Genomic DNA, 25,094 nt, shown 5'->3' with positions numbered 1-25,094 from the left:
GAGCGACGTGTAACCATTTGCGCCTACTATCGGGGCATGGATTCACACAGCGCCGCCGATTCCAATTTTCCCGGTCGCCCGGCCACCCGGGCAAGTGTGGCGACGCGACTGCCCTGGTGGCGACGCATCACCGTCCGCTTTGAGGTGCTGATTGCCTCGGTGGTGGTGTTGGCCATGCTGCTGCTGACGGCGCTGATGGCCTACCAGTTCAGTTCCAGCGCCCGCCAGGCCATCGAGACCGCCTCCGGCGAGAGTGCGCTGCGCATCAGCCAGCTGATCAGCGAGCGCGTGCACCGCATCGTGGACCCGGCCGACGCCACCTTGCGCCTGCTGGCGTTCGACCCCGTGGCCTCGGCCTCCAGCTTGGCACCGCGTCTGCGCCGCCTGCCGGTGCTGGCCCGGCTGCTGGAGCAGAACCCGCTGTTGTCCGCCGTGTACGTGGGCTACCCCGATGGGCAATTTTTGCTGGTGCGGCCACTGCGCACCGCCGAGCTGCGCACGCGCATGGGGGCGCCTGACAATTCCGCGTTTCTGTTGCAGTCCATCGCCCGCGAGCAGGGCGGGGCGGCGCTGGTGGGCCGCTGGAGCTTTTATGACGCGCAACTGCGGCTGCTGGCGACATCGATCCGTCCAGACTACCGTTTTGACCCGCGCACCCGCCCGTGGTACGACGAGGCGCTGCAAACCCAAACGCAGATCCTCACCACGCCCTATGTGTTTTTCACCACCCAGGAGGTGGGCGTCACGCTGAGCCAGCCCAGTGAAGAAGGTAGCGCCGTACTGGGTCTGGATGTTGCGCTGACCGATCTGGGCCGCGAGATTGGCAGCCTGCGCCTCATGCCCCGCACGGAGATCGCGGTGCTGGGCAAAGACCAGCGGGTGCTGGCCTATCCCGACATGTCCCGCGTGCTGCTGCGCGACGGCGACCAGGCCCACATGAGCCCCCTGAGCGAGCTGGGCGTGCCCAGCCTGACGGCGCTCAACGCGTTGGGCATGCAGCCGGGCGCATCGCGCCGTTTCGAGGCGCAGGGCGAGGAGTGGCTGGGCCAGGTGCAACCGCTGCAGTCCCCGCGCTGGCGCAACCTGAACCTGCTGATGGCGATTCCCACGGCAGAGCTGTTGGTGGACATGAACCGGGACTTGCGCCGACAGGTGTTGCTTTCACTCGGGCTGCTGGCCCTGCTACTGCCCCTGGGGTGGATCGCCGGGCGGCGCGTGGGGCACACGCTGGCGGGCCTGGCGGCCCAGGCGCATGCGCTGGCGCGGTTTGATTTTCGGCGCCCCGAGCGTGCGTCTTCGCCCGTCCGCGAGGTGCGCGAACTCGGGCAGGTGATGGAAAGCATGTCCGACACCATCCAGGATTTTTTGCACATCACCCACCACATCAGTGCCGAGCAGCGCCTGGACGTGATGCTGTCGAGCGTGCTGTATGAAATGGTGCAGGCGACCGGTTGCAGCGGCGGCGCGGTGTACCTGGTGGAGCCCGGGCGCGCCAGCCTGGTGCGCACCGCCCGCTACTGCAAGGACCCGCAGGACCAGCCGCGCTATCCGGAGCAGCTGGGCATGGCGCATTTCATCCACTATGCAGAGCGCCAGGCGGGGGATGAAGACGCTGCGCCGAATGCCGCCGCGCAACAGGTGCTGCGCGTGCAGTTGCACACGCGCGGCGGCCAGCCCCTGGGGCTTTTGGTGTTGCGCCATGCGCAGGACCAGCGCAAGGATGGTGGCCACTTCCGCGCTTTTGCCGAAAGGCTCTCGGGCGCCTTGTCGGTGGCCATTGAAACGCGCGGCCTGATCGAGGGGCAGCGCAAACTTTTCGATGCCGTCATCCGGGTGCTGGCAGACACCATTGACGCCAAGAGCCCCTATACCGGCGAGCATTGCGAGCGTGTGCCCCAGCTGGCCGAGGCCTTGATGCAAGGCCTGTGCGATGCCCGCGAAGGGCCTTTTGCCGCTGTCTCCATGACCGAGGCCGAGCTTTATGAGTTTCGCCTGGGGGCCTGGCTGCACGACTGCGGCAAGGTCACCAGCCCCGAGCACATCATCGACAAGGCCACCAAGCTGGAGACCATCTACAACCGCATCCACGAAGTGCGCATGCGCTTTGAGGTGCTGTGGCGCGATGCCGAGCTGCATTACTGGAAACAGTATGTTTCTGGCCTTGAGCCCGCACAGCTAAAGCGTGAGTTGCTAGAAAAACAAGAGCAATTGCAGGCCGATTTTGCCTTTGTGGCCCAGAGCAACGTGGGTGGCGAGTTCATGGCCGATGCCGATGTGCAGCGCCTGCAGGCCATTGGCCAGGCCCAGTGGCAACGGCATTTTGACGACCGCATCGGCCTGTCCCAGGCCGAGCGCGAACGGTTTGCCGGTGTGCCGCCGCGCAACCTGCCCGCCACCGAGCTGCTGCTGTCCGACCGGCCCGAGCACCTCGTGCCCTGGGGCGCGCGCCGCCCACCCGTAGAAGCAGGCAACCCGGCCAACCGGTGGGGCTTTGACATGGTGCTGCCGCCCCAGGAAATGCACCTGGGTGAATTGCACAACCTCTCGGTGCGCCGTGGCACGCTGACGGCCGAAGACCGCTTCAAGATCAACGACCACATCGTGCAGACCATCACCATGCTCAGCGACTTGCCGTTTCCGCCGCACCTGGCGCGCGTGCCGTCCATTGCGGGATCGCACCACGAAAAGCTCGATGGCACCGGTTACCCGCGTCGCCTCCAAGGCGATGAACTCACGCTGGCCGACCGGGTCATGACCCTGGCCGACATCTTTGAGGCCCTGACCGCCTCAGACCGGCCCTACAAGCCGGCCAAGACGCTGTCGGAGTCGCTTGGCATCATGGCCAACATGGTGCGCAACCAGCATATCGACGCCGATGTGTTCCGGTTCTTCTTGCACAGCGGAGTCTGGCAGGACTACGCACAGCGCTTTTTGGCCGCATCCCAGCGGGACACCGTGGACCTGGATGCCATCGAGCGCCTGATGGGTGCCAGCCCTGCTGCGGCGTAGAGGAGAAACGGGGAGCGCGGGCGAGGCCGCCCTCAGAACAGCTCGACACTGTCGTTGGCCACCTTTATTGCCAGATGGCCGTTGGCCACCAGATCGTCGTAGAAGCAGACCTGGTTGCGCCCGTTTTCCTTGGCGTGGTAAAGCGCCTGGTCGGCCTGCCCCAGGATTTCCACCGGCGAGCCTCTGGCCGTGCTGACAAAGCCCATGCTCACCGTCACCTGACCTACCTGGGGGAAAGGGTATTCCTGCACGGCGACGCGAAAGCGGTTGAACACCTTGTGCGCCGTGGCCAGACTGGTGGAGCGCAGCAGCACCACAAACTCCTCACCCCCGAAGCGGAAGATGCGGTCGTGGCTGCGAAACGAGCTGCGCAGGATGTTGGCGACCAGGATCAGCACCTCGTCGCCGTACAGGTGGCCGAAGCGGTCATTGACCTGCTTGAAATGGTCGATGTCCACCACGGCCAGCCATTGCTCGACAGCGGGTTCGCAGCAGGATGCTTGTTCGCCGTCCGGCGTGCCCGTTGCGGCCGGGCTCACGCGGCGGGTCAGACTCGCGGTGGGATTGCGGGAAAACTGCTCGTCAAAGGTCTTGCGATTGAGCAGCCCCGTGAGCGCGTCGCGCTCGCTGTAGTCGAGCAGGCTCTGGTAGTTCTGGTAGACGTGAAAGATGCCCTGGATCACATCGAGCTTGTGCGGTGAAAAGGGGCGCGACTGCGTGATCTCCAGGCAGGTGCTGACGTTGTCATGCATCCACACGGGCAACCACAGCGTGTAGCGGCTCTTTTGCACGCTGGCTGTGGCCCGGATCTCGCGTTTTTCGATGCACTGGCACAGGGCCGGGTAGTTTTCCAGGGGCTCGCGGTGCGGGTCGCTGGCGGCTTCCGAGTCGGTGGAGACCAGCTCGCCATCCTGCAGCCAGGTGCGAGGGCGCACATAGGTGGTGACGCCATGGGCGAACACTTCGAGCGCCCTTACCTCGGTGGTGCTGTTGAGCTTTTGCAGCGTTGACAGCACCGACACTTCGAGGCGCAGGTGGTCTCGGTGGCCGGTCATTTCGACCAGGTTTTGGAGGATGGGCTTCATGAAAAGTTGGCAGTGCTGGCGAAGTCAGTCGCTCAGCTGCGGCGCACGAAGACCACGTCCCAGACACCGTGCCCCAGTCGCAGGCCACGGTTCTCGAACTTGGTCAGGGGACGGTAATCGGGTTGCGGTGCAAAGCCCTCGGCGGTGTTGGCGAGCAGGGGCTCGGCCCCCAGCACCTGCAGCATCTGCTCGGCATAGGGTTGCCAGTCGGTGGCGCAGTGCAGGTAGCCGCCGGGCTTGAGGCGCGCGGCCAGCTTGGCTACGAGGGGGGTCTGGATCAGGCGGCGCTTGTTGTGCTTCTTCTTGTGCCAGGGGTCTGGAAAGAAGATGTGGATGCCGTCCAGGCAAGCGGGCGGCAGCATGTTGTCGATGACCTCGACAGCATCATGCTGCAGGATGCGGATGTTGGTCAGGCCTTGCTCGCCAATGCGCTTGAGCAGTGCGCCGACACCGGGTTCGTGCACTTCGCAGCACAGAAAATTGTCATCGGGCCGCACCTTGGCGATGTGGGCTGTGGCCTCGCCCATGCCAAACCCGATTTCGAGCACCAGCGGTGCATTGCGGCCAAAGGCGGCATCGGCATCGAGCGGGGCCGGCGTGTAGGGCAGCACAAAGCGGGGCCCCAGGTCTTCAAAGGCCTTGGCCTGGCCGGTGGTGGTGCGGCCTGCGCGGCGCACAAAGCTCTTGATGGTCTTGGGGTAGGCCACGCCGGGGGGCGGTGTGCCATCGGGGGCACGGACGGCAGCGGCCGAAGCGTTTGAAACGGCTGCAGGCGGCGCGGAGTCTGGAGAAATGGTCAGTTCGGTCACGGTGGCCCATTGTAGGTTCGCGCCCAGGCATTGACCCACATCCCCAGTGCCTGCGGCAGTGAATTTTTGTGGGAAGGGTCCAGGGGCGGCAGACCGAGCACCTGGGCCGCGTTGCCCAGCGCCTGCAAGGGATCGGATAGGTCGAGCGCCGCGGCGCCGTTTTGCTTGGAGAGCTTTTCCCCGTTGGCGCCGCAGACCAGCGGGGTGTGCAGGTAGCTGGGTGTCGCCACCCCCAGTGCCTGCTGCAGCAGGATCTGGCGCGGCGTGTTGTCGGCCAGATCTTCGCCGCGCACCACATGGGTGATCTGCTGGGCCGCGTCGTCCACCACCACGGCCAGCTGATAGGCCCACAGGCCGTCCGCGCGGCGCAGCACGAAGTCGCCGACGGCGCTGGCCACATGCTGTGCCTGAGGGCCGAGGCGGCGGTCCGCCCAGCGCACGGTGCCGTCTGCTATTGAAAATGTAGCTTCTTGCGCTTGATCCATAAGCGCTAGAGGGTGTTTTGGCTTGAAGTCTGTGGTGTTGAACCGCCACGATCGCGCGGGCCTCCCGTGCAGGCCATGGCGGCAGGTGCCGGGGTAGGGCAAGGCGGCGTGGCGCGCGCGGGCATGGCCTTGCGCCGTGTGGGCGTCTTCGATGTCCTTGCGCGAGCAGGCACAGGGGTAGGCGTGGCCCTGCGCGATGAGCTGATCCAGCGCCTGCTGGTACAGCGCGCCGCGGTCTGATTGCCACACCGGTGGTGCGTCGGGCAGCAGCCCGCAGGTGGCCAGCTGCTGCAAGATGAGCTCGGCAGCGCCGGGCACGCAGCGCGGTGTGTCCACGTCTTCGATGCGCACCAGCCAGCGCCCGCCGCGTCCCTCGTTCCAGGCCCGCGCATCCAGCCAGCTAGCAAGCGCTGCCACCAGCGAGCCCGCATGCAGCGGGCCGGTGGGCGAGGGGGCAAAGCGGCCCTGATAACGAGTGGCCGCCCGCTGGGCCCCTTCACTGCCCGTCATGCCACGTCGAGTGCCAGCTCCAGACCGGACACAAAGGCGTCTTCCAGGCGGTGGCCCAGGCACCAGTCGCCGCAGGCGCCCAGAGCCAGGCTGGCGTCCCACAGGTGGCTCTGGCCCAGGGGTTGCGTGGTTTGCGCATAGCGCCAGCGGCGCGTGTCGGCATGGGTGGGTTCGGCCCGAATGCCGGTGACTTCAGAAAACGCCTTGAGCAGCTTGGACTGCACGCGATCCGCGTCGTCTTCCAGGTGCTCTGCCGACCAGGCCGGACTGGCTTGCACCGTCCAGCGTTCAACGGTGGTGCGGCCGGGTTTGGACGACTCGCGCGCCAGCCACGAAATGCGGTGGTGGGTGCTGCGGGCCGCGTTCCACTGGGGGCCGAGGGTGGTCAGGTCCGGGCGCACGGCTTGCGGGTAGGCGAGCATCAGCGTCCAGCAGGGGGCTGTGGTCACGCGCGCCATGGCGGCGCTCAGCGGGGTTTCCAGGCCCGAAACCGCCAGCAGCGCCTGGGCCGGCGTGGCCGGCTGGGCCAACAGCACCGCATCAAAGCCGGCATAGACATGCTGCGTGCCGCCCAACCCTTCGGTGCGCACCTGCCAGTGGGTGCCATTGAGGGGATCGCGTTCGATGCTGCTCACGCGGGTGTCGGTGATGAGCTGGCCGGCCTGCTGCAACGGGGCGGCCCAGGTGGTGACGAGGGCGTTCATGCCGGGGCTGGCCACCCAGTGGGGTTCACGGGTGGGCAGACCCGCGGCCGCCACACGGCCGGCCGCGTCGAGCACGCGCACGGCGTTGGCGCTCCAGGGCCGGCACACGCCGGGCACGGTGTCGATCGCCTTTGCAAAGCGCGGGTCGCGCACGGTGAAATATTGCGCACCCGCGTCAAAGCTGCCGAACGGCGAGTCGATGGTGGTGGTGCGGCCGCCGGCCTGGGACGATTTTTCAAAGACGGTGACCTGGTGGCCCGCCTGCACCAGCGTGCGCGCGCAGACCACGCCGGCCATGCCCGCGCCAATGATGGCGAAATGGCGTGGCGTCGTCCTGGCGGTCTTTGCTGCCTTTGCCGCCTTGCCCGGCTGGCGTTGGGTGGTTGCTGCTGCAGTGGCGCCGGGGCGTCGGGGCCGTTTGGCGGGGCGTGAAACGGGTTTTGTCATGGAAGGCCTTTCGGAGACGGTCGGCGGGAGAAATCTGACAAGGGCCACTCTACACGCGTGGCGCGGGGGCGGGCATCAGAAATGATGGTGGTTTTCCAGCAGGGCGCGGCGCGTGGCCGGGCTTTGCAACTGGTTCAACCACCATTGCAGTGCGCGCCCCGCCGCCGTGAAGCCGGGGCCTCCCCATGCATAGTGCATGCGCATGTTGCGCTCGGGGCGAGCCACGCGGCGCGCCACCAAGTGGCCTGCTTCCAGGTAGGGGCGCACCATGGGCTCAGGCAGAAAGCCTCCGCCCAGGCCGCGCAACTGCGCCTGCACCTTGGCCTGCATGGTGTCCACCGTCAGCACGTCCTGCCCGCCCAGCAGTCCCATGGTGGCGCCGCCGCGCTGCGCGGAGTCGGCCACGGCCACCGCGCGGTGCTGCAGCAAGGTGGCGTCGGTGAGGGGTTCGGGTACCAAGGCCAGCGGGTGGTGGGGGGCCACCACGTAAATGAACAGCAATTCACCGAGCAGGCCCTGCTGCAGGCCGGCCACGTTCGAACCTTCGACCGAGACGCCGATGGCCAGGTCGGCGTGGCCCGAGGTCAGCGCTTCCAGGGTGCCGTTGAGGATGCCATCGCGCAGCTTCAGGTGGGTGGGCGGGGCCATGGCGTAAAACGCTTCGACCAGCTCCAGCATGGTGTGGGGCGAGACCACGCCATCGACGGCAATCGTGAGCTGGGGCTCCCAGCCCGTGGCCACCCGGCGCACGCGGTTGGCCACGGCATCGATCTCGCGCAGCAGCCGGGCGCCCTCGCGCAGCAGCTCGGCACCGGCCTCGGTCGGGCGCGCCTGGCGGGCCGTGCGGTCAAACAGCAGCACGTCCAGCGCGTCCTCGATCTGGCGCACCCGGTAGGTCAGCGCACTGGGCACCAGGCCCAGGTGCCGGGCCGCCGCAGCAAAGCTGCCGGTTTCCGAGATCACCTGCAGCATGGCGAGGCTGTCCGGGGTGAGAACGTCGTAGGGGTGGTGCATGGTGTGTGGTGGGTTGTTCAGATATTTTGAACGATTCCGACAATCCTGCAGGTTCTGCGATGGTGCAGCGACCAATACAGTAGAGTCTTGAAAGGAGCAATCACCATGCTGACTGTTCGTAAATCGCAAGACCGGGGCCACGCCGACCATGGCTGGCTCAATTCATTTCACAGCTTTTCTTTTGCGGGTTACCACGATCCGCGCCACATGGGCTTTGGCAACCTGCGCGTCATCAATGAGGACCGCATTGCACCAGGCACCGGCTTTGGCACCCACAGCCACCGCGACATGGAGATCATCAGCTATGTGCTGTCGGGCGAGCTGGCCCACAAGGACAGCATGGGCAACGTGAAGGGCATCCCGCCCGGTGACGTGCAGCGCATGAGCGCCGGGACCGGCGTGACGCACAGCGAGTTCAACCACGCCGCCGGCCAGACCACGCATTTTTTGCAGATCTGGATCCTGCCCAACCAGCAAGGCATTGCGCCCAGCTACGAGCAAAAGTCGTTTAGCACCGCTGAAAAGCGCGGTGTGCTGCGGCTCGTGGCCTCGCCCGATGGGGCGCAGGGTTCGGTCACCGTGCATGCCGATGCCGCGCTGTATGCCGGGCTGCTGGATGGCCCGGAGGCCGTCACCCAGCGCCTGAACCCGGCACGCAAGACCTATGTGCACCTGGTGCGCGGCGCGCTGTGTGTGAATGGCCAGCCACTGGTTGCTGGCGACGCCGCGCTGATCGAAAACGAGTCGTCCCTGGCATTGACCGATGGCCAGGACGCCGAGGTGTTGGTGTTTGATCTGGTTGCTTGAGTTTTTTGAGTCGTTTCCCGTCCGTTCTTTATTCTTTATTCGTTTTTCAGGAGTTCACCATGCTTTCTTCTTTGCAAAATCCCCTGGCCCTCGTGTCGCGCCTGCTGTTTGCAGCGCTGTTTCTTCCTGCAGGCATTGGCAAAATTACCGGCTTTGCCGGCACGGTGGGCTACATATCGTCGGTGGGGATGCCCATGCCCACCGTTGCGGCGGCGGTTGCTGCGGTGGTCGAGGTGGTGGGCAGTGTGGCGCTGATCGTGGGTTTCGGCACGCGCTTTGCCGCGCTGGTGCTGGCCTTCTTCACGCTGGTCGCGAGCTTTTTCTTTCATGCCTATTGGGCGGCGCCCGCCGATGGGCAGATGATTCAGCAATTGCTGTTCTTCAAGAACATTGCCGTGGTCGGTGGCCTGCTGGCGCTGACGGCCTTTGGTGCCGGCGCCTTCAGCGTGGACGGCCAGCGCGCAGCCCGCTAAGCTCCCCGAACGTTCTGCTCGTTCCCGCCCACGTTGCCGAGGGTGACGCGTGGGCCTTGTTTCGCTTGCACAGAAGGATTCTTCCATGTCATTGATTGCAGTGGTTTATCACTCCGGCTACGGCCACACCCAGCGCCTGGCCCAGGCCGTGGCCGATGGCGCCGACGCCCAGCTGGTCGCGATCGATGCCGACGGCAACCTGCCCGAAGGCGGCTGGGAGACCCTGCTGGCCGCCAAGGCCATCATCCTGGGCTCTCCGACCTACATGGGGGGGCCGAGCTGGCAGTTCAAAAAATTTGCGGATGCCTCGTCCAAGCCCTGGTTCAACCAGGCCTGGAAAGACAAGCTTTTTGCGGGCTTCACCAATAGCGCCAGCCCCAATGGCGACAAGCAGATCACGCTGGACTATCTGTTCCACCTGGCCATGCAGCACGGCGGGCTGTGGGTGGGCGCGGGCATGCTGCCTTCCAATGCGAAGGCAGCCACGCGCAACGATGTGAACTGGCTGGGCGCGTTCAGCGGTGCCATGGCGCAGTCGCCCTCCGATGCCTCTGCCGCCGAGATGTTTGCGGGCGACCTGGAAACCGGCCGGCTGCTGGGCCAGCGCGTGGCAGCGGTTGCCGCGCGCCTGGGCGCATGATGGATCGAACCCACTTTGGAGTTTCCGATGGCTATTGAACTCAATCGCATCACATCCGCCCCCATGGCGCAGACGCTGACCATCCGCAGCCATACGTTGGTGGTGGATGGCACAGCCGCAGAGGGCGGGGACGACACGGGCCCCAATCCGCACGACCTTTATGACGCGGCGCTGGGCTCTTGCAAGGCGCTCACGGTGCTCTGGTATGCGCGCCGCAAGGGCATCCCGGTGAGCGACGTGCGCACGGTGATCGAGCGCGATGCATCGGCCGAGCGCGCGGGCACCTACCGCCTCGCGGCCCGCATGCAGATCAGCGGTGAGCTCAGCGATGAGCAGCTGCAGGAACTGCAGGCCGTGGCGCACAAATGCCCGGTGCACAAGCTCATGACGGCCGTCACCACCGAAATCACCACCACCGTGGAGCGCATGGCATGAGCAGCGCCCCGCTCCTGCTCACCGGCCATTTCAAGGACCTGGGTGGCGGTTTCACGGTGCGCCGGCTGCTGCCTGCCCTGCAGCAGCGATCGGTGGGGCCATTCCTGTTCTTTGACCACTTCGGCCCCGTCACCGTGCAGCCCGCGAACGAATACGACGTGCGGCCGCACCCGCACATCGGCCTGGCCACGGTCACCTACCTGTTCTCGGGCGCCATCCTGCACCGCGACAGCCTCGGGAGCGTGCAGCAGATCGAGCCCGGCGCCATCAACTGGATGACCGCCGGGCGTGGCATCGTGCATTCCGAGCGCCGCCCGCCCGCGCTGGCCACCCAAAACTATGTCAACCACGGGATCCAGCTGTGGGCCGCACTGCCGCTGGGGCAGGAAGATTGCCCGCCCTCGTTCACGCACACGCCCGCCAGCGCCATTGCCGAGTTGGCCGTGGGCGACGGCACGGTGCGGGTGCTCGTCGGGTCGGCGTTTGGCGTGACCTCGCCGGTGGCCACCCTGTCGCCCACGCTGTACCTGGATGTGCAGTTGCCAGCGGGCGGCGTGCTGGAGCTGCCCGCCCTGGCGCAGGAAATGGCGGTGTATGCAGTGGATGCCGCCGTGCAGCTCGATGGCCAGCCACTGGCCGAACACACCATGGCCGTGCTGCCGCCCGCCGCATCGGCACGGCTGCAGGCGGGCGCCACGGAGGCGCGGCTGATGGTGATCGGCGGTGCGCCGCTGGATGCACCCCGCCATATTTGGTGGAACTTTGTCTCCAGCAACAAAGAGCGCATCGTGCAGGCCGCCCAAGACTGGGAAGCCGACCAGATGGGCCAGGTGCCCGGAGACACCGAGCGGATTCCCCTGCCAGCGCACCGTTTCAAGCCGTGAGGCGAGGCTGTACGCGGTTTTATAGGTAAATATGCCTCTAGCGCTTATGTAGTAAGCACTAGTAGCTCACTTATCAATAGCATCTTCCACGACATTGCGCAGCGTGCCGGCTGAGAGGTCTGCGGCCAGCGTGCGGCGCTCGTCGAACACGAAACAGCCGCCGTGGTAATGCGCGCCATCCGTTTCCTCGAAATATTTCAGGATGCCGCCTTCGAGCTGGTAGACATGCGTGAGGCCTTCCTCGCGCATCAGGATGGCGGCTTTTTCGCAGCGGATGCCGCCCGTGCAAAAGCTCACCACCGTCTTGTCTGCCAGCTCGGCCTTGTGGGCGCGCAGGGCCGGGGGGAACTCGGTGAACTTGTCGATGCGCCAGTCGATGGCGTGGTCGAACGTGCCCTCATCCACCTCGAAGGCGTTGCGCGTGTCCAGCGTCACCACGGGGCGGCCCGCGTCGTCATGGCCTTGGGTTAGCCAGCGGCGCAGAGTGGCCGGCGTGACGGCGGGCGCCCGGCCCGCCGAGGGCTGGATGGCGGGGTGGTCCATGCGGATGATCTCGCGCTTGACCTTGACCAGCATCTTGCGAAACGGCACGGTGTCCGACCAGCTTTCCTTCGGCTCCAGATCGGCAAAGCGCGGGTCGGCGCGCAGGGCGTTCACAAAGCCGCGCACCGCCGCTGCCGGGCCCGCCAGGAACATGTTGATGCCTTCGTGGGCCAGCAAGATGGTGCCTTTGAGCGCGGCAGCCATGGCCCGCTCGTGCAGCAGTTCGCGCAAGGCCGCGGCATCGGGCAGGGGCACGAATTGGTAGCAGGAGATGTTCAGGACAGGTTTCACGGCAGATATCTCAGGACGGCGCCCCGGCCCGCAGGCAGGCGCTGCGCCGGTTTGCCCGTCAGGCGTTGGGCACCAGCAGCGTGGACTCGATCTTGTTGGCCAGCTGGGCAATGGCCAGTGACGCGGCGCAGCCCGGCATTTGCAGCAGCAGCAGCTGGCGGCGCATGACGGCATCGCGCACCGCAGGGTCAGCCGGTATGTCGCCCATGTGAATCAGGCGCATCGTGCGTCCCGATTCGGTGCTGACAAAGCGGTCCAGCACCTGCTGCAACTGGCTGGTGATGGCGCGGCCGTCGCCCGGCCGGGCGGCCTGGTTGATGACCATGCGCACATGCTGGCGCTTTTGCTGCATGGCCAGCACCTTGATGGCTGCGTAGGCATCGGTGAGCGAGGTGGGCTCGGGCGTGGCCACGATCAGCACTTCGGACGCCAGCGAGACGGAAAACAGCACCACATCGGAGATGCCGGCGCCGGTGTCCAGCAGCACCACGTCGTACATCGGCGTGATCTCCTGGATGACATTGAGGAACTGGTTGCGCACCTCGGGGGTCAGGCGCGAATACTCGACCATGCCCGAGCCCGCCAGCAGCACCGAGAAGCCGCCGGGCGCCTGGACGATGGCGTCCTGCAAGGGCGCCTTGCCGGTGAATACATCGTGCAGCGTGACCTTGGGGTGCAGATTGAGCACCACGTCAAGGTTGGCCAGACCCAGGTCGGCATCGAGCACCAGCACACGCTGGCCCCGTCGGGTCAGGGCGGCGGCCAGGTTGGCAGAAACAAAGGTCTTGCCCACGCCGCCCTTGCCACTGGTGACGGCAATGATGCGCGCGCCGGCGCCTGCCGCTGCCAATGGTGGCGCGGGCGGCACGGGTGTGGCGGCGGGGTTGTTGAAGGGGGGGGACAGCGCGTCGCTCATCTCGTTACTTTCAGTTGACGCTGCTTGCAGAGTCCAGCGGGGGCAGATCGCCCCAGCCCGACGGCGTGTAGAGCGGGCCGAACAACAGGCTCTTTTCTTCGGCACTGACCGTGCTGTCGGGTTGCTCCTCAAGGCTCACACGATTGCGGCCCATGGATTTTGCGTTGTACAACTGCTGGTCCGCACGGTCTGTCCAGAGCAGGGTGGTGGAGCGTATCCATTGCATGGCGAAAGCACCGCCAATGCTGAGCGTGACGTTGACCTCGACCGAGGGCGAAATGCGCACCGGCGTATTGGCCACCGCACGGCGAATGCGCTCGGCCACCACCTTGCCAAAGCCTGCCTGGCAGGCGGGCAGCACCACGGCAAATTCTTCGCCGCCATAGCGTGCCAGCGTGTCCATGGGGCGCACGCAGGCGCTCAGCGTGCGCGCCACCGACTGCAGCACCACGTCGCCGGCCAGATGTCCGTGGGTGTCGTTGATCTGCTTGAAATAGTCGATGTCCAGCATCAGCAGCAATGCGGCCTCGCCTGAGCGCGTTACCCGGTCGATCTCGCGTTCCAGCACCGCCCGGAAATGGCGGCGATTGGCCAGCCCGGTGAGGGGGTCTTTCAGCGACAGTTCGCACAGTCCGTCGATCAGGTTTTGCAGGTAGAGCGACGGCTGCTCGGGGTGCAGTGCGGCCTCGCTCCCGCCGGCCTGGGCTACCAGCGCGTGCGCAGTGTCCAGACGCAGGTCGCGCAGGTCTACGATGTGGGAGGCCGAATCAGACACGGAATGGGAGAGCCAGAAAGAACCGGCAAGTGTATCAGCCGCCCCGCGCGTTTTGGCCGCCAGAGGCCGCGCCAGGGGCGCTTTCTGCCGTGACCGGCAGTTGCTGCAGCGCCCGCAGGGCCTCGGCGTCGGTGCGGTACATGGCCAGCCCCGTGCCGGGCTCCAGCACCCCGGCGCGGCGCAGCACCTGTTCCACGGGCAGCTTGAGCCCGCTCAGGTGCAGCGTGCCCGTGCGGGCGCGCAGGGTGGCCACCAGATGGGCGAAGGTTTCCACGCCGGTCACGTCGATGCGGTTGATGGGCTGGGCCAGCAGGCAGACATGCACTACATCGGGGTGCGCGCCCAAGTGGTCCATCACCCGGCGTTCAAGCGCGCTGGCGGAAGCAAAGTCGAGTTCGGCATCCATGCGCAGGGCCAGCACATGCGGCGCCAGCGCCGGCAATTGCCACAGGTGCCGGTCGCGCAGGCTGCCGTCGGGGTGCATGCCCACCTCGATGATGCGCGGGTGCAGACGCTGGTACAGGAAATGGCTCAGGTTCATCAGCAGGCCCACCAGCACGCCCCAGTACATGCGGGGTGCGGTGGCCAGCGTCAGGCCAAAGGTGATGCCGGAGATGACCGCCTCGACGCGGGAAATGCGCCACAGCCGCACGAAGCTGCCCGGTTTGATCAGGCTGGTGACGGCCGTCACCACCACGGCGGCCAGCACCGACTGCGGCACATGGTAGAGCGCCGGCGTCAGCCACAGCAGCACCACCAGCACCAGGCCGATGGCAAACACGGTGGCCCAGCCGCTGCGGGCGCCGGCATACAGGTTGATAGCCGAGCGCGAAAACGACGCGCTGGTGGCAAAGCTGCCGCACAGCCCGCTGCTGATTTTGGCCAGGCCCTGGCCGATCAGGTCCTGGTTTTCGTTCCAGCGCTCGCCCGAGCGCTGGCTGTCCACCTTGGCGCTGGAAGCCGTCTCCAGAAAACTCACCAGCGTGACCACCAGCACTGGCATCACCAGCGCCGCAAAGCTGGGCCAGGGCAGGGCGCCCGGCCAGTAAAGGCTGGGCAGGCCTGCAGGCAAGGCGCCCACCACTGCGCCATCGGCCTCGGCATAGCCCAGGGCCCAGCTGATAAGCCCCGCCGCGCCCAGCACCACGATGGCGGCCGGAAAGCCCGGCCGCAGCCGGCGCGCGAGCATCAGCAACACCAGGCTGCCCAGCCCGAAGGCCGCCGCCGTCAGGTCGAAATGGCCCAGCGAGGGTGTCGTCCACAAGGCACCCAGATCGGAGCGCAGCCCGGTCAGCGCCCCCAGTTGGGACGAAAGAATCAACAGCGCCGCCGCCTGGGTGAAGCCGCTGAGCACTGGCGAGGTCACCAGATTGAGCAGCCAGCCAAAGCGTGCGAGGCCCATCACCAGTTGCACCAGTCCTGACAGAATCGCCATCCAGGCCGCCATCGCCACCCACTGCGCGCTGCCGGGCTCGGCCAGCCCCGACAGCGATGCGCCGATCAGCAGGCTGGTGAGGGCTGTGGGCCCCACGCCCAGGCGCGTGGAGGCGCTGAACAGCACCGCCACCAGCGCCGGCACCAGCGATGCATAGATGCCGGTCACCAGCGGCATGCCCGCCAGGGCGGCGTAGGCCACGCCCTGCGGCACCAGCATCAGGCCCACCGTCATGCCGGCCCAGAACTCCCCCTTGAGCAAGGCACGGTCAGGGCGCGGCCAGGCCAGAAACGGAAACCAGCGGGTCAAGGTGTGCAGTGACATCGCTGCGATTGTCGCTGCTGCAGCGGCCTGTTGTTCCGCGATGCTGCGCTGCGCGCACAACGTTTTCCTTGAAGGGGCAGAGTCTGTTGGCGCGGTTGTCCTACAGCCCATTCGGCGCTGTCCGACCCCGGTGGGCGGGGGCGCTGCTTACAGTCTGGCCTTCTTTATCTTGAAGGGGTCAACACATGCATATCGGTCATTTTTCGCATCCTGGCGCGCAACGCATCTGGTCTATTCTTGGTGTCAGTGCCCTGGCGTTTGGTCTGACCGCCTGCAACAAGCAGGAACAGCCCACCGTGGGGCAAAAGCTCGATTCCGCTGTGCAACAAACCGAACAGGCCGCAGCGGATGCGAAGATGAAGGCAGAAAGCGCCCTCAAGAACGCGGAAACCAAGGTGGAAGAAGGCGCTGCCAAGGTGCAGTCGGGTGCCCAGGAAATGGGCACTGCCGCCATGGGCGCGGTGGACGACGCCACCATCACTGCGCAGGTGTCGGCCGGCCTGGCCAAGGACCCCGACCTGAGCGCATTCAAGATCGATGTGGACACCCGTGCCGGTGCCGTCACGCTCAGTGGCCCCGCACCGAATGCCAACGCCCGCGAACGCGCGGAAACCATCGCCAAAGGTGTGAAGGGTGTGATGTCGGTGACCAACAACCTCAAGGTCGCAGGCTGATCCTCGGGCTCCTTCCCCCGGTGAGGGGGTGAGGAGCCGCGTGAACGCACGGCTCGGTGGAGCCGCTGGCGGCATGGGTGCCCGCCATGGCGCGCTACCATGCCAGGCATGACTGAAGACACCGCTTTCGGGCCTGCCACCCGCATCGTCCACCACCCTTACACCCCGCCCGCCGGGTTTGTCGCGCCGCAGCCGGGCGTGTTCAAGGCCTCCACCGTCATTTTTCCCAATGTCGCCGCGATGCGGTCGCGCGAATGGAAAGACAAGAGCGGCTACACCTACGGCCTGCACGGCACACCCACTACCTTCATTCTGGAAGAGCGCCTGTGCGCGCTGGAGGGCGGGCTGCAGTGCGTGCTGGTGCCCAGCGGCCTTGCGGCGATCGCCAACGTGGCGCTGGCCTTGCTCCAGCCCGGCGATGAAGTCCTGATTCCCGACAACGCCTACGGCCCCAACAAAGACCTGGCCAACGGCGAGCTGGCCCGCTTCGGCATACGCCATGTGCTGTACGACCCGCTCGACCCGGCCGATCTGGCCGCGCGCATCACGCCGGCAACGCGATTGGTGTGGCTGGAGGCCCCCGGGTCGGTGACCATGGAGTTCCCCGACCTGTGCGAACAGGTGCGCATCTGCCGTGCCCGGGGGGTGACCTCGGCGCTCGACAACACCTGGGGCGCCGGTCTGGCGTTTGCGCCCTTTGACCTGGCAGGGGATGGCAGCGGCAGCCTGGCGGTGGATATTTCGGTTCATGCAATCACCAAATACCCCAGTGGCGGCGGCGATGTGCTGATGGGCAGTGTCATCACGCGCGACCTGGCCCTGCACATGAAAGTCAAGCTCACGCACATGCGGCTGGGCCTGGGCATCGCCGCCAACGATGCCGAAACCGTGCTGCGTGCCTTGCCCAGCATCGGCCTGCGGTATCGCGCGCACGACGTGGCGGCGCGCAAGCTGGCACGGTGGATGCAGCAGCAGCCCGCCGTGGTGCAGGTGCTGCACCCGGCGCTGCCCGGCGCCCCGGGCCACGCCCACTGGCAGGCCCTGTGTGGTGCTGCCAACGGCGGCGATGGGGCCGCAGCCGGCCTGTTCAGCGTGATGATCGATGCACGCTACAGCCAGCAGCAGGTCGATGCGTTCTGCGACGGCCTGCGCCTGTTCAAGCTCGGCTACAGCTGGGGCGGCCCCATGAGCCTGGTGGTGCCTTATCAACTCGCGTCCATGCGCAGCCGGCCAGCGCCGCACCTGCAGCAGGGCACGCTGGTGCGCTTTTCCGTGGGGCTGGAAGCGGTGGAAGACCTGCGCCGGGATTTGCAGCAGGCCATGGACAGGGCCTTTGGCGCAACCTGAGGGTGCGATGTCGCGGCGTCAGCCATTGCGGGGGGGGGTGGTAGTTTCCTCAGTGGCGTGCAAGGGGCAGGTGGCTTAGGGTGTGGCTTGCTGGCGATAGGGTTTGCACCCGCCGGCCTTGCCCGCCTTTTTGCCCATACACGCCCTTGCCTCCATGTCCGCACCTCCTGTCACCCAACTGCCGTCCGCCGCTCCCCCCGCCGTCACGCTGAATCCATTGCGCTTGGCCGACCCCTTTCGCTGGCTGCGCAAGGGCATGCAGGATGTGGTGGCCGCTCCGGGCATTGCACTGTTTTATGGCGCCTGTTTCTGGGGCATGGCGCTGGTGCTGGCCTGGGTGTTTCGCACGCGGCCTGAATACGCCATGTCGCTGGCCAGCGGCTGCCTGCTGGTGGGGCCGTTTCTGGCCATGGGCCTGTACGACACCAGCCGGCGCCGCGAGGCCGGCCAGCCGCCTGATTTGGGGCAATCCATCACCTGCTGGGACACGCACATGGGCAGCATGGGCATGCTGGTGCTCGTGCTGGTGGTGCTGGAGTTGCTGTGGGGTCGGGCGTCACTGGTGGTGTTTGCCGTGTTCTTCAACACTGGCATGCCCTCGACCACGGGGGTGATGGCGGCCATCTTCAACCCGCAGAACTGGGGTTTTGTCGGCGTTTACCTGGCAGTGGGGGGCGCTTTTGCGGCGCTGGTTTTTTCGACCTCGGTGGTGTCCATTCCCATGATCCTGGACCGCGACACCGATGCGCTCACAGCCGGCATCACCAGCATGCGGGTGGTGCTGGAAAACACCGCCGTCATGCTGCTGTGGGGGCTGTTGATCACCCTCATCGTGGCGGCATCGCTGTGGCTGTGGGGCGCAGGCCTGTTGCTGGCCGGTCCGGTGCTGGGCCATGCCAGCTGGCACGCCTACCGCGCGGCAGTGAACCCCGTCCTGCCCATGGCGGTTTGAGTCTGCACAGAGGGCAAGCTGTTACAGTGGGCCTCAACTTCAGGAAGCAAATACCTTGGCAACACCCAACTACGGATACGAAAAGCGCCAGCGCGAACTCGCCAAAAAGAAAAAAAAGGAAGAGAAGCTCAAAGCCAAAACCCACCGCAGGCCTGACGAGCCGCAAGACGACCAGCCCGCCGATGGGCCTGCAGCGTTTGCGTCGCCCGCACCCGCCGGGCCAGCGGAGTCTGCAGGCAATTAGTTCATTTTCGCCAGGGCTCTTAACGCAAGAGCTTCTGGAGTTCCGGCCACACATTGGCCAGCATCTGCGGATGCGCCTCGGCGCGCGGGTGGATGCGGTCTGGCTGGAACAGGCGCGTCGGGTCGGGTCCATCGGCCACGCCCTTGAGGAAAAATGGCACCACGCCCGCCTTGCGCGCCTTGGCCACTGCCGTAAAGGTGGCCGCAAAGCGGTTGGCATAGTCGGTGCCGTAATTGGGTGGCACCTGCATACCCACCAGCAGCACCTTGGCACCCGATGTCTGTGCCGTCTGCACCATCCACGACAGGTTTTCTTCGGTATTTTTCAGCGGCAAACCGCGTAGCGCGTCATTGCCGCCCAGCTCGATCACCACCTGGCTGGGCCGGTGCTGCGCCAGCAGCGCCGCCAGGCGCGAACGCCCGCCGGAGGTGGTTTCTCCGCTCACGCTGGCATTCACCACGGTGGCTGCGATCTTTTCCTGCGCCAGGCGCTTTTCCAGCAAGGCCACCCAGCCGGTGCCGCGTGCCAGGCCGTATTCGGCACTGAGCGAGTCGCCCAGCACCAAAATGACCTGCTGTGGCCCCTGTTTTGGCCGCGTTGCGGCTGCCTGTGCCTTGCCTGCCTGCTGGGCCATGGCGGCCGGGGCACAAAGCCCCGCCAGCGCCCCGGCTGCGGTGGTCAGGATAAAGTGGCGTCGATGCACATCGCAAATCAAAATAAGAAACCTTTCATGTCTGAACCTGCCCCTTCGCCAGCCACACCCATCATTGCCGTCGAGCATGTATTCAAGTCGGTGACCGACTCCACCGGCACGCTGGACATTTTGCGTGATATCGATTTCCGCCTGGCGCCTGGGGAAACCGTGGCCATTGTGGGCGCGTCGGGCTCTGGCAAAAGCACCTTGCTGTCGATCATTGCGGGCCTGGATACGCCCACGCGCGGCACCGTGCGGCTCGATGGCCAGGATTTGTTTGCGCTGAGCGAAGATGGCCGCGCCGCGCTGCGTGCGCAAAAGGTGGGTTTCGTGTTCCAGAGCTTTCAGCTGATGGGCAACCTCACGGCACTCGAAAACGTCATGCTGCCGCTGGAGCTGGCCAGCCGCAGCGACGCCCGCAAGGCGGCCACCGAGATGCTCAAGCATGTGGGGCTGGGCCAGCGCCTGGGGCATTACCCCAAGGTGCTCAGTGGCGGCGAGCAGCAGCGCGTGGCGCTGGCGCGCGCTTTTGTGATGCAGCCCGCCGTGCTGCTGGCCGACGAGCCCACCGGCAGCCTCGACTTCGCCACCGGCGAGACCATCATGCAACTGATGTTTGATCTCAACCGCGAGCAGGGCACCACGCTGGTGCTGGTCACGCACGATCGGGGCATTGCCCAGCGCTGCGAGCGCGTCATCAGCATCGTGGCCGGCAGGGTCAGCACATGACCCGGCCTGCGGATGAAAACTGACTCAGCGCGCCGACCGGCGTTCTGGTTCTGCCCAGCGGCAGGCCACGGCCGTGAACAGCACATCGGTCGATGAATTGAGCGCCGTCTCGGCCGAGTCCTGCAGGATGCCGATGATGAAGCCGATGGCCACCACCTGCATGGCCACATCGTTGCTGATGCCAAACAGGCTGCACGCCAGCGGAATCAGCAGCAGCGAGCCGCCGGCCACGCCCGAGGCGCCGCAGGCGCACACGGCCGCCACCACGCACAGCAGCAGGGCGGTTGGCATGTCCACTGCAATGCCCAGGGTGTGCGCCGCCGCCAGAGACAGCACGCTGATGGTGATGGCCGCGCCAGCCATGTTGATGGTTGCGCCCAGCGGAATGGCGATGCTGTAGGTGTCTTCGTTCAGGTTCAGTCGCTTGGCCAGCGCCAGGTTGATGGGGATGTTGGCCGCCGAGCTGCGCGTGAAGAACGCCGTCACGCCACTCTCGCGCAGGCAGGTGAACACCAGCGGATAGGGGTTGGTGCGCAGCGCCAGAAACACGATGAGCGGGTTGACCACCAGCGCCACAAACACCATGCAGCCCAGCAACACGGCCAGCAGGTGCGCATAGCCCCACAGCGCCTGCGCACCCGCGTCGGCAAAGGTGCCGGCCACCAGACCGAAAATGCCCAGCGGCGCAAAGCGGATCACCACCTGGATGATCACCGTGATGCCAGCCGACAAATCGTGCATCACGGTGCGGGTGCCCGCGCTGGCGTGGCGCATGGCCATGCCAAAGCCCAGCGCCCAGGCCAGGATGCCGATGTAGTTGGCCTCCATCAGGGCGTGCACGGGGTTGTCCACCACGTTCATGAGCAGCGCCAGCAGCACATCCTGGATATTTGTCGGCCCATTGGCCGCATCCGCCGGGGCCTGCAGCACCAGCGTGGACGGAAACCACAGACTGGCCGTGACGCCCACGACGGACGCTGCCAGCGTGCCCACCAGATACAAAAAGAGCACCGGTCGCATGTGGGTGGCTTCGCCGGGCTTGTGGTTGCTGATGGCGGCAATCACCAAAATGAACACCAGCACGGGCGCCACGGCCTTGAGGGCGGAAATGAACAGCGTTCCCAGAATGGCCACCTTGGGGGTGGCGGCCGGAAAGAACACGGCCAGCGCGATGCCGGTAAACATGGCAATCACGATTTGCGTGACGAGGCTCGTGCGCTGTACCCAGCGAAGCGGGTTAAAAATCATGGTGTTGAAAAAAAGGTAAAACAGGCCAGCGGGTGCGGCAAAAAATGCACAAAACCGTTGCTGGTCCCAATCGAAACGGCTGGCAAAAGCCAAGCCCGCAAAGCCAAACTGGCACGCCGGCAACGGCGCAATAAGGTCGCACCGTCTGGCGGATCGAGAAATGGAAGTCCGCGATTTTAGGCGCTTGGGAGCCAGCCCTTTTTGCCAGGCCTTTCGACCATGAGGCGCTGGTTCGCCCGTTGGCCGCATGGGCACCATTCCGTGAGATCGGGCAATGCCCGGATAATCCCGCTATGTCCAGCCCCAAAGTACTCTTCGGCTTTCACGCCGTGGGCGTGCGTCTGAAGACCGCGCCACAATCCATCATCGAGATTTACTACGAAGCCACGCGCCGCGATGCGCGCATGCGCCAGTTTCTCGACCGCGCCCGCGAGGCCGGTGCCCGCCTCATTGAAGCCGACAGCGTGCGCATCGCCAAGCTGGCTGGCAGCCACGGCCACCAGGGCGTGGCCGCACGCGTGGAGCCCGTGGCGCAGGTCACCTCGCTCGACGAGCTGCTCGAAAACCTCGAAGCCGCCGGCATCGAGCAGCCCCTGCTGCTGGTGCTCGACGGCGTGACCGACCCGCACAACCTGGGCGCCTGCCTGCGCGTGGCCGACGGCGCGGGCGCACATGCCGTCATCGCCCCCAAGGACCATGCCGTGGGCATCAACGCCACCGTGGCCAAGGTGGCCAGCGGCGCGGCCGAGACCATGCCGTATTTCATGGTCACCAACCTCGCGCGCACCTTGAACGAGCTCAAGGAGCGCAACATCTGGTGCATCGGCACCAGCGACGACGCGCCCAAAACCGTGTACCAGGTCGATCTGAAAGGCCCCGTGGCCCTGGTGCTGGGTGCAGAAGGCGACGGCATGCGCCAGCTCACGCGCAAGACCTGCGACGAGCTCGTCAGCATCCCCATGAAGGGCGCGGTGGAAAGCCTGAACGTATCCGTGGCCAGCGGCGTGTGCCTGTACGAAGCCCTGCGCCAACGCGGCGGTTGAACCACTCCGCCCCCATCACACCAGCCCCAGCGCCCCCAGCAGCGCACCGGCGCCCAGCAGCCACAGCAGGTGCAGCCGGGTGCGCCACACCAGCAGCGTGCACACCAGCGTCAGCAGCCACAGCGGCCAGTCGGTGGCCGGCTTGCCATGGGCGCTGCTCAGCAGCCAGGCGGTGGCCAGTAGCAGGCCAATCACCACGGGCGCCATGCCCTGCTTGAAGGCACGCACGCTGCGCCGCTCGCGGTTGCGGTGGCCCCAGCGCGTGGCCAGCCAGGTCAGTGTGGTGCTGGGCAGCATGATGCCGACCATGCACAGCGCCATGCCCAAAGCGCCGCTGGCCCAGCCGGCCGCACCGGCCCCGCCGGTGTTGATGCCCACGTTCCAGCCCAGCAGTGCAATGAACAGCACATTGGGCCCCGGCGCAGCCTGGGCGATGGCAATGGAGGCGTTGAATTGCAGCTCGGTCAGCCAGCCCTGGCGCTCCACCAGAAAGCGGTGCATGTCGGGCGCGGTGGCAATGGCGCCGCCCACGGCCAGCAGCGAGATCGAGATGAAGTAGAGAAAAAGGTTGAGCCAGTCCAGCGGCTGCAGCGCAATGGCGTGGGTCATGGCGCAATCTTTCGCCAGGTCAGCGCGCAGGCCAGGCCGCCCAGCGCCGGCAGCACCCAGGCCAGCGGCCAGCGCAGCAGCGCCATGCCGGCAAAGGTGAGGGCGGCGAGCGCAGTGCACAGCCAGGGGCCCAGCGGGTGTTTGCGCAGTGCCGCCGCCAGCTTGAAGCCCGTGCCCGCAATCAGCCCGGCGGCCACGGCGCCCATGCCCCGCAGCGCGCCCGCCACGGCCGGGTGGCTGGCAAACTGCGCATACACCAGCGCCAGTGCCAGCACCAGCAGCAGCGGAAAAGTGAGCATGCCCGCCAGCGCCGCCACGGCGCCGCGCAGCCCGAAGTGGCGGTCGCCGATCATCACAGAGAGATTCACCACGTTCGGCCCCGGCATGATCTGGGCCACGGCCCAGTCTTCGACGAACTCCTCGTTCGTCATCCAGCGTTTTTTTTCCACCAGCTCGCGCTGCACCACCGCCAGCACGCCGCCAAAGCCCTGCAGCGCCAGCCAGGTGAACGACCAGAACAGGTCGGCCGGGTTGCGCGGCTGCGGCCGCGCGTCGGGTGCATCAGGGGAGGGCAGGGACGCGGACATGGTGAATAGGGTCGAAATATCTTGATTCGGTACATGCCTCAGATAAACCCCGTTCGCCCTGAGCCTGTCGAAGGGCTTTTGCAATGAGCGCCCTGGCTTCGACAAGCTCAGCCCGAACGGATGGGGGCAAGGTATCTGAGATATATCGTTAATCAGGCGAAATATGCCTCTAGCGCAATAACCATAAGCGCTAGCAGCTATGAAAAAAGGAGTTTAACGGATGCCTGGGCGGTCCAGGGGCACGCCGCTCCATGGTAAGCCGCCAGGCAGGCCAGGCCCCCTGGCCCCGGCATCGCGAACGGCGACAGGGGCATCATGAATGCTGATGGGTGGCAAGGGTGCGCGGCAGCTGATCACGGGCATCGGCGCGGTGTCGCTGGACTAGGATAGGCAGCTGCCGCGCCGCCGCCCGCCTGCGACGGTTCGGCAACGCAGACACACAAGGACACACCCATGAAACTGGTTCGTTATGGTCAACCCGGCGCCGAGCGCCCCGGCGTGCTGGATGCCCAAGGCGTGCTGCGCGATCTGTCAATGCTGTTGCCTGAACTGGGCCCTGCCCAGCTTGGCCCGCGCACCTTGTCGGCCCTAGCGGCGCTCGACACCAGCCGCCTGCCCGCCGTGCCGGGTGCGCCGCGCCTGGCGTGCCCGGTGGCGGGTGTGGGCAAGATCGTCTGCGTGGGGCTGAACTATGCCGACCACGCGCTCGAAGCTGGCATGCAGGCGCCCGCCGAGCCCGTGCTGTTCATGAAAGCCATCACCGCCCTGAGCGGCCCGAATGACGCGGTGCGCATTCCCCCCGGCGCGCGCAAGACCGACTGGGAGGTCGAGTTGGGCATTGTCATCGGCACCCGGGCCAGCCACGTCAGTGAAGGCGCCGCGCTGCAGCATGTGGCGGGCTACGTGCTGGCCAATGATGTGTCCGAGCGCGCCTGGCAGACCGAGCGCGGCGGCCAGTGGGACAAGGGCAAGAGCTACGACACCTTCGCCCCCATCGGCCCCTGGTTGGTGACGGCCGACGAGGTGCCCGACCCGCACGCCATCGACCTGTGGCTGGAGGTCAACGGCCAGCGCGTGCAAAACGGCAACACGCGCAACTTCATCTTTGGCGTGCCCGCCGTGGTGTCGTACATCAGCCAGTTCATGACGCTGGAGCCGGGCGACATCGTGCTGACCGGCACCCCTGCCGGTGTGGGCCTGGGCCAGAAACCCACGCCCTGGTTCCTCAAGCCCGGCGACGTGATGCGGCTGGGCGCCACCGGGCTGGGCGAGCAAACCCAGACCTGCGTGGGCGGCTGAGGGCAGGGGCCCGCATCGCGATCAAATTGGGAGATGGCGCCGGCAACGGGCGGCCTCCAGCGGTGAGGCCATCGCCATCAGG

At 66.2% G+C, this 25,094-nt stretch carries 26 protein-coding genes; 13 read left to right on the top strand and 13 right to left on the bottom strand.

The window, feature by feature from the left end; genetic code table 11:
* The first annotated feature begins 96 nt into the window (after positions 1 to 96).
* A complete protein-coding gene (locus CCX87_RS10205; protein ID WP_369825266.1) occupies positions 97 to 3,009 on the top strand; it encodes an HD domain-containing phosphohydrolase in 2,913 nt (970 codons plus the stop codon).
* A 32-nt stretch (positions 3,010 to 3,041) separates the two neighbouring features.
* Here CCX87_RS10205 and CCX87_RS10200 read toward each other — a convergent pair whose 3' ends face one another.
* From CCX87_RS10200 to CCX87_RS10180, 5 genes are all read right to left on the bottom strand, one after another.
* Positions 3,042 to 4,094 (bottom strand): GGDEF domain-containing protein, encoded by a 1,053-nt coding sequence (locus CCX87_RS10200; protein ID WP_087746021.1) that lies wholly within the window; start codon positions 4,092 to 4,094, stop codon positions 3,042 to 3,044.
* A 32-nt stretch (positions 4,095 to 4,126) separates the two neighbouring features.
* Complete coding sequence (gene trmB, locus CCX87_RS10195; protein ID WP_198314700.1) at positions 4,127 to 4,903, bottom strand: tRNA (guanosine(46)-N7)-methyltransferase TrmB; 777 nt, start codon at positions 4,901 to 4,903, stop codon at positions 4,127 to 4,129.
* Positions 4,900 to 5,898, bottom strand: coding sequence for a tRNA glutamyl-Q(34) synthetase GluQRS (gluQRS, locus tag CCX87_RS10190; protein WP_087746017.1), 999 nt, complete (start codon positions 5,896 to 5,898; stop codon positions 4,900 to 4,902). Before gluQRS ends, trmB begins: the two co-directional genes overlap by 4 nt.
* Positions 5,895 to 7,049, bottom strand: coding sequence for an NAD(P)/FAD-dependent oxidoreductase (locus CCX87_RS10185; RefSeq protein ID WP_143218352.1), 1,155 nt, complete (start codon positions 7,047 to 7,049; stop codon positions 5,895 to 5,897). The genes gluQRS and CCX87_RS10185 overlap by 4 nt, the downstream gene beginning before the upstream one ends.
* Before the next feature lie 75 nt (positions 7,050 to 7,124).
* On the bottom strand, positions 7,125 to 8,063 hold the full coding sequence (locus CCX87_RS10180; RefSeq protein WP_087746013.1) for a LysR family transcriptional regulator: 939 nt from the start codon (positions 8,061 to 8,063) through the stop codon (positions 7,125 to 7,127).
* Positions 8,064 to 8,168: 105 nt separating this feature from the next.
* On the opposite strand from CCX87_RS10180, the gene CCX87_RS10175 reads away from it, so the two are divergent.
* The 5 genes from CCX87_RS10175 (at position 8,169) to CCX87_RS10155 (ending at position 11,302) form a co-directional block, all read left to right on the top strand.
* Positions 8,169 to 8,870 carry a pirin family protein gene (locus tag CCX87_RS10175; protein ID WP_087746011.1) on the top strand — a complete coding sequence of 234 codons (702 nt, stop codon included), beginning with the start codon at positions 8,169 to 8,171 and terminating at the stop codon, positions 8,868 to 8,870.
* 59 nt (positions 8,871 to 8,929) lie between these two features.
* Positions 8,930 to 9,343 (top strand): DoxX family protein, encoded by a 414-nt coding sequence (locus CCX87_RS10170; RefSeq protein WP_087746009.1) that lies wholly within the window; start codon positions 8,930 to 8,932, stop codon positions 9,341 to 9,343.
* Between the two features lie 85 nt (positions 9,344 to 9,428).
* Positions 9,429 to 9,983, top strand: coding sequence for a flavodoxin family protein (locus CCX87_RS10165; RefSeq protein WP_087746007.1), 555 nt, complete (start codon positions 9,429 to 9,431; stop codon positions 9,981 to 9,983).
* A gap of 27 nt (positions 9,984 to 10,010) precedes the next feature.
* Complete coding sequence (locus CCX87_RS10160; protein ID WP_087746005.1) at positions 10,011 to 10,418, top strand: OsmC family protein; 408 nt, start codon at positions 10,011 to 10,013, stop codon at positions 10,416 to 10,418.
* The gene (locus CCX87_RS10155) at positions 10,415 to 11,302 is read left to right on the top strand and encodes a pirin family protein (protein WP_087746002.1); all 888 of its coding nucleotides are present in this window, start codon (positions 10,415 to 10,417) and stop codon (positions 11,300 to 11,302) included. Before CCX87_RS10160 ends, CCX87_RS10155 begins: the two co-directional genes overlap by 4 nt.
* 66 nt (positions 11,303 to 11,368) lie before the next feature.
* Here CCX87_RS10155 and CCX87_RS10150 read toward each other — a convergent pair whose 3' ends face one another.
* Genes CCX87_RS10150 through CCX87_RS10135 form a run of 4 tightly spaced genes read right to left on the bottom strand, consistent with a single transcriptional unit; the run spans position 11,369 to position 15,586 of the window.
* Positions 11,369 to 12,136 (bottom strand): sulfurtransferase, encoded by a 768-nt coding sequence (locus tag CCX87_RS10150; protein WP_087746001.1) that lies wholly within the window; start codon positions 12,134 to 12,136, stop codon positions 11,369 to 11,371.
* Between the two features lie 58 nt (positions 12,137 to 12,194).
* The gene (locus CCX87_RS10145; RefSeq protein WP_087745999.1) at positions 12,195 to 13,052 is read right to left on the bottom strand and encodes a MinD/ParA family protein; all 858 of its coding nucleotides are present in this window, start codon (positions 13,050 to 13,052) and stop codon (positions 12,195 to 12,197) included.
* Between the two features lie 10 nt (positions 13,053 to 13,062).
* The gene (locus CCX87_RS10140; RefSeq protein ID WP_087745997.1) at positions 13,063 to 13,827 is read right to left on the bottom strand and encodes a GGDEF domain-containing protein; all 765 of its coding nucleotides are present in this window, start codon (positions 13,825 to 13,827) and stop codon (positions 13,063 to 13,065) included.
* Positions 13,828 to 13,861: 34 nt separating this feature from the next.
* A complete protein-coding gene (locus CCX87_RS10135) occupies positions 13,862 to 15,586 on the bottom strand; it encodes a SulP family inorganic anion transporter (protein ID WP_087745995.1) in 1,725 nt (574 codons plus the stop codon).
* Positions 15,587 to 15,771: 185 nt separating this feature from the next.
* Here CCX87_RS10135 and CCX87_RS10130 point away from each other — a divergent pair, with 185 nt between their 5' ends.
* The 4 genes from CCX87_RS10130 to CCX87_RS10115 all read left to right on the top strand — a co-directional run bounded on the left by CCX87_RS10130 (position 15,772) and on the right by CCX87_RS10115 (position 18,803).
* A complete protein-coding gene (locus tag CCX87_RS10130) occupies positions 15,772 to 16,260 on the top strand; it encodes a BON domain-containing protein (RefSeq protein WP_087745993.1) in 489 nt (162 codons plus the stop codon).
* A gap of 99 nt (positions 16,261 to 16,359) precedes the next feature.
* Positions 16,360 to 17,607, top strand: coding sequence for a PLP-dependent transferase (locus tag CCX87_RS10125; RefSeq protein ID WP_087745991.1), 1,248 nt, complete (start codon positions 16,360 to 16,362; stop codon positions 17,605 to 17,607).
* A 154-nt stretch (positions 17,608 to 17,761) separates the two neighbouring features.
* The gene (locus tag CCX87_RS10120; RefSeq protein WP_087745988.1) at positions 17,762 to 18,559 is read left to right on the top strand and encodes a DUF2189 domain-containing protein; all 798 of its coding nucleotides are present in this window, start codon (positions 17,762 to 17,764) and stop codon (positions 18,557 to 18,559) included.
* Positions 18,560 to 18,614: 55 nt separating this feature from the next.
* Entirely contained in the window at positions 18,615 to 18,803 is a 189-nt protein-coding gene (locus CCX87_RS10115) for a hypothetical protein (protein WP_087745986.1), read from the top strand.
* Positions 18,804 to 18,822: 19 nt separating this feature from the next.
* On the opposite strand, the gene CCX87_RS10110 is transcribed toward CCX87_RS10115, so the two are convergent.
* Positions 18,823 to 19,506, bottom strand: coding sequence for an arylesterase (locus tag CCX87_RS10110; protein ID WP_369825267.1), 684 nt, complete (start codon positions 19,504 to 19,506; stop codon positions 18,823 to 18,825).
* A gap of 27 nt (positions 19,507 to 19,533) precedes the next feature.
* Here CCX87_RS10110 and CCX87_RS10105 point away from each other — a divergent pair, with 27 nt between their 5' ends.
* Complete coding sequence (locus CCX87_RS10105) at positions 19,534 to 20,226, top strand: ABC transporter ATP-binding protein (RefSeq protein ID WP_087745980.1); 693 nt, start codon at positions 19,534 to 19,536, stop codon at positions 20,224 to 20,226.
* 24 nt (positions 20,227 to 20,250) lie between these two features.
* Here the strand turns inward: CCX87_RS10105 and sstT are convergent, their stop codons facing one another.
* Positions 20,251 to 21,474 carry a serine/threonine transporter SstT gene (sstT, locus tag CCX87_RS10100; protein WP_087748282.1) on the bottom strand — a complete coding sequence of 408 codons (1,224 nt, stop codon included), beginning with the start codon at positions 21,472 to 21,474 and terminating at the stop codon, positions 20,251 to 20,253.
* A gap of 293 nt (positions 21,475 to 21,767) precedes the next feature.
* Between sstT and rlmB the strand changes: the two genes are divergently transcribed.
* Positions 21,768 to 22,517 (top strand): 23S rRNA (guanosine(2251)-2'-O)-methyltransferase RlmB, encoded by a 750-nt coding sequence (gene rlmB / locus CCX87_RS10095; protein ID WP_087745978.1) that lies wholly within the window; start codon positions 21,768 to 21,770, stop codon positions 22,515 to 22,517.
* A gap of 15 nt (positions 22,518 to 22,532) precedes the next feature.
* On the opposite strand, the gene CCX87_RS10090 is transcribed toward rlmB, so the two are convergent.
* Entirely contained in the window at positions 22,533 to 23,126 is a 594-nt protein-coding gene (locus tag CCX87_RS10090; protein WP_087745976.1) for a chromate transporter, read from the bottom strand.
* Positions 23,123 to 23,713, bottom strand: a complete 591-nt coding sequence (locus CCX87_RS10085; protein ID WP_087745974.1) for a chromate transporter — start codon at positions 23,711 to 23,713, stop codon at positions 23,123 to 23,125. Before CCX87_RS10085 ends, CCX87_RS10090 begins: the two co-directional genes overlap by 4 nt.
* Before the next feature lie 453 nt (positions 23,714 to 24,166).
* Here CCX87_RS10085 and CCX87_RS10080 point away from each other — a divergent pair, with 453 nt between their 5' ends.
* Positions 24,167 to 25,012, top strand: a complete 846-nt coding sequence (locus CCX87_RS10080; protein WP_087745972.1) for a fumarylacetoacetate hydrolase family protein — start codon at positions 24,167 to 24,169, stop codon at positions 25,010 to 25,012.
* Positions 25,013 to 25,094 lie beyond the last annotated feature (82 nt).

The sequence above is a fragment of the Acidovorax sp. T1 genome (genome assembly GCF_002176815.1).
Classification (GTDB): domain Bacteria; phylum Pseudomonadota; class Gammaproteobacteria; order Burkholderiales; family Burkholderiaceae_C; genus Acidovorax.
The sequence above is the reverse complement of the archived record's forward strand: the minus strand, read 5'-3'. Positions and strand labels throughout refer to the sequence as shown.

What these genes read in the sequence shown, in the direction of transcription:
- CCX87_RS10155 (WP_087746002.1), top strand. Translation starts at nt 10,415, where the DNA reads ATGAGCAGCGCCCCGCTCCTGCTCACCGGCCATTTCAAGGACCTGGGT.
- CCX87_RS10165 (WP_087746007.1), top strand. Translation starts at nt 9,429, where the DNA reads ATGTCATTGATTGCAGTGGTTTATCACTCCGGCTACGGCCACACCCAG.
- gluQRS (WP_087746017.1), bottom strand. Translation starts at nt 5,898, where the DNA reads ATGACGGGCAGTGAAGGGGCCCAGCGGGCGGCCACTCGTTATCAGGGC.
- sstT (WP_087748282.1), bottom strand. Translation starts at nt 21,474, where the DNA reads ATGATTTTTAACCCGCTTCGCTGGGTACAGCGCACGAGCCTCGTCACG.
- CCX87_RS10180 (WP_087746013.1), bottom strand. Translation starts at nt 8,063, where the DNA reads ATGCACCACCCCTACGACGTTCTCACCCCGGACAGCCTCGCCATGCTG.
- CCX87_RS10160 (WP_087746005.1), top strand. Translation starts at nt 10,011, where the DNA reads ATGGCTATTGAACTCAATCGCATCACATCCGCCCCCATGGCGCAGACG.
- CCX87_RS10120 (WP_087745988.1), top strand. Translation starts at nt 17,762, where the DNA reads ATGTCCGCACCTCCTGTCACCCAACTGCCGTCCGCCGCTCCCCCCGCC.
- CCX87_RS10185 (WP_143218352.1), bottom strand. Translation starts at nt 7,049, where the DNA reads ATGACAAAACCCGTTTCACGCCCCGCCAAACGGCCCCGACGCCCCGGC.
- CCX87_RS10200 (WP_087746021.1), bottom strand. Translation starts at nt 4,094, where the DNA reads ATGAAGCCCATCCTCCAAAACCTGGTCGAAATGACCGGCCACCGAGAC.
- CCX87_RS10090 (WP_087745976.1), bottom strand. Translation starts at nt 23,126, where the DNA reads ATGACCCACGCCATTGCGCTGCAGCCGCTGGACTGGCTCAACCTTTTT.
- rlmB (WP_087745978.1), top strand. Translation starts at nt 21,768, where the DNA reads ATGTCCAGCCCCAAAGTACTCTTCGGCTTTCACGCCGTGGGCGTGCGT.
- CCX87_RS10125 (WP_087745991.1), top strand. Translation starts at nt 16,360, where the DNA reads ATGCCAGGCATGACTGAAGACACCGCTTTCGGGCCTGCCACCCGCATC.
- CCX87_RS10130 (WP_087745993.1), top strand. Translation starts at nt 15,772, where the DNA reads ATGCATATCGGTCATTTTTCGCATCCTGGCGCGCAACGCATCTGGTCT.
- CCX87_RS10175 (WP_087746011.1), top strand. Translation starts at nt 8,169, where the DNA reads ATGCTGACTGTTCGTAAATCGCAAGACCGGGGCCACGCCGACCATGGC.
- CCX87_RS10145 (WP_087745999.1), bottom strand. Translation starts at nt 13,052, where the DNA reads ATGAGCGACGCGCTGTCCCCCCCCTTCAACAACCCCGCCGCCACACCC.
- CCX87_RS10080 (WP_087745972.1), top strand. Translation starts at nt 24,167, where the DNA reads ATGAAACTGGTTCGTTATGGTCAACCCGGCGCCGAGCGCCCCGGCGTG.
- CCX87_RS10170 (WP_087746009.1), top strand. Translation starts at nt 8,930, where the DNA reads ATGCTTTCTTCTTTGCAAAATCCCCTGGCCCTCGTGTCGCGCCTGCTG.
- CCX87_RS10105 (WP_087745980.1), top strand. Translation starts at nt 19,534, where the DNA reads ATGTCTGAACCTGCCCCTTCGCCAGCCACACCCATCATTGCCGTCGAG.
- CCX87_RS10085 (WP_087745974.1), bottom strand. Translation starts at nt 23,713, where the DNA reads ATGTCCGCGTCCCTGCCCTCCCCTGATGCACCCGACGCGCGGCCGCAG.
- CCX87_RS10135 (WP_087745995.1), bottom strand. Translation starts at nt 15,586, where the DNA reads ATGTCACTGCACACCTTGACCCGCTGGTTTCCGTTTCTGGCCTGGCCG.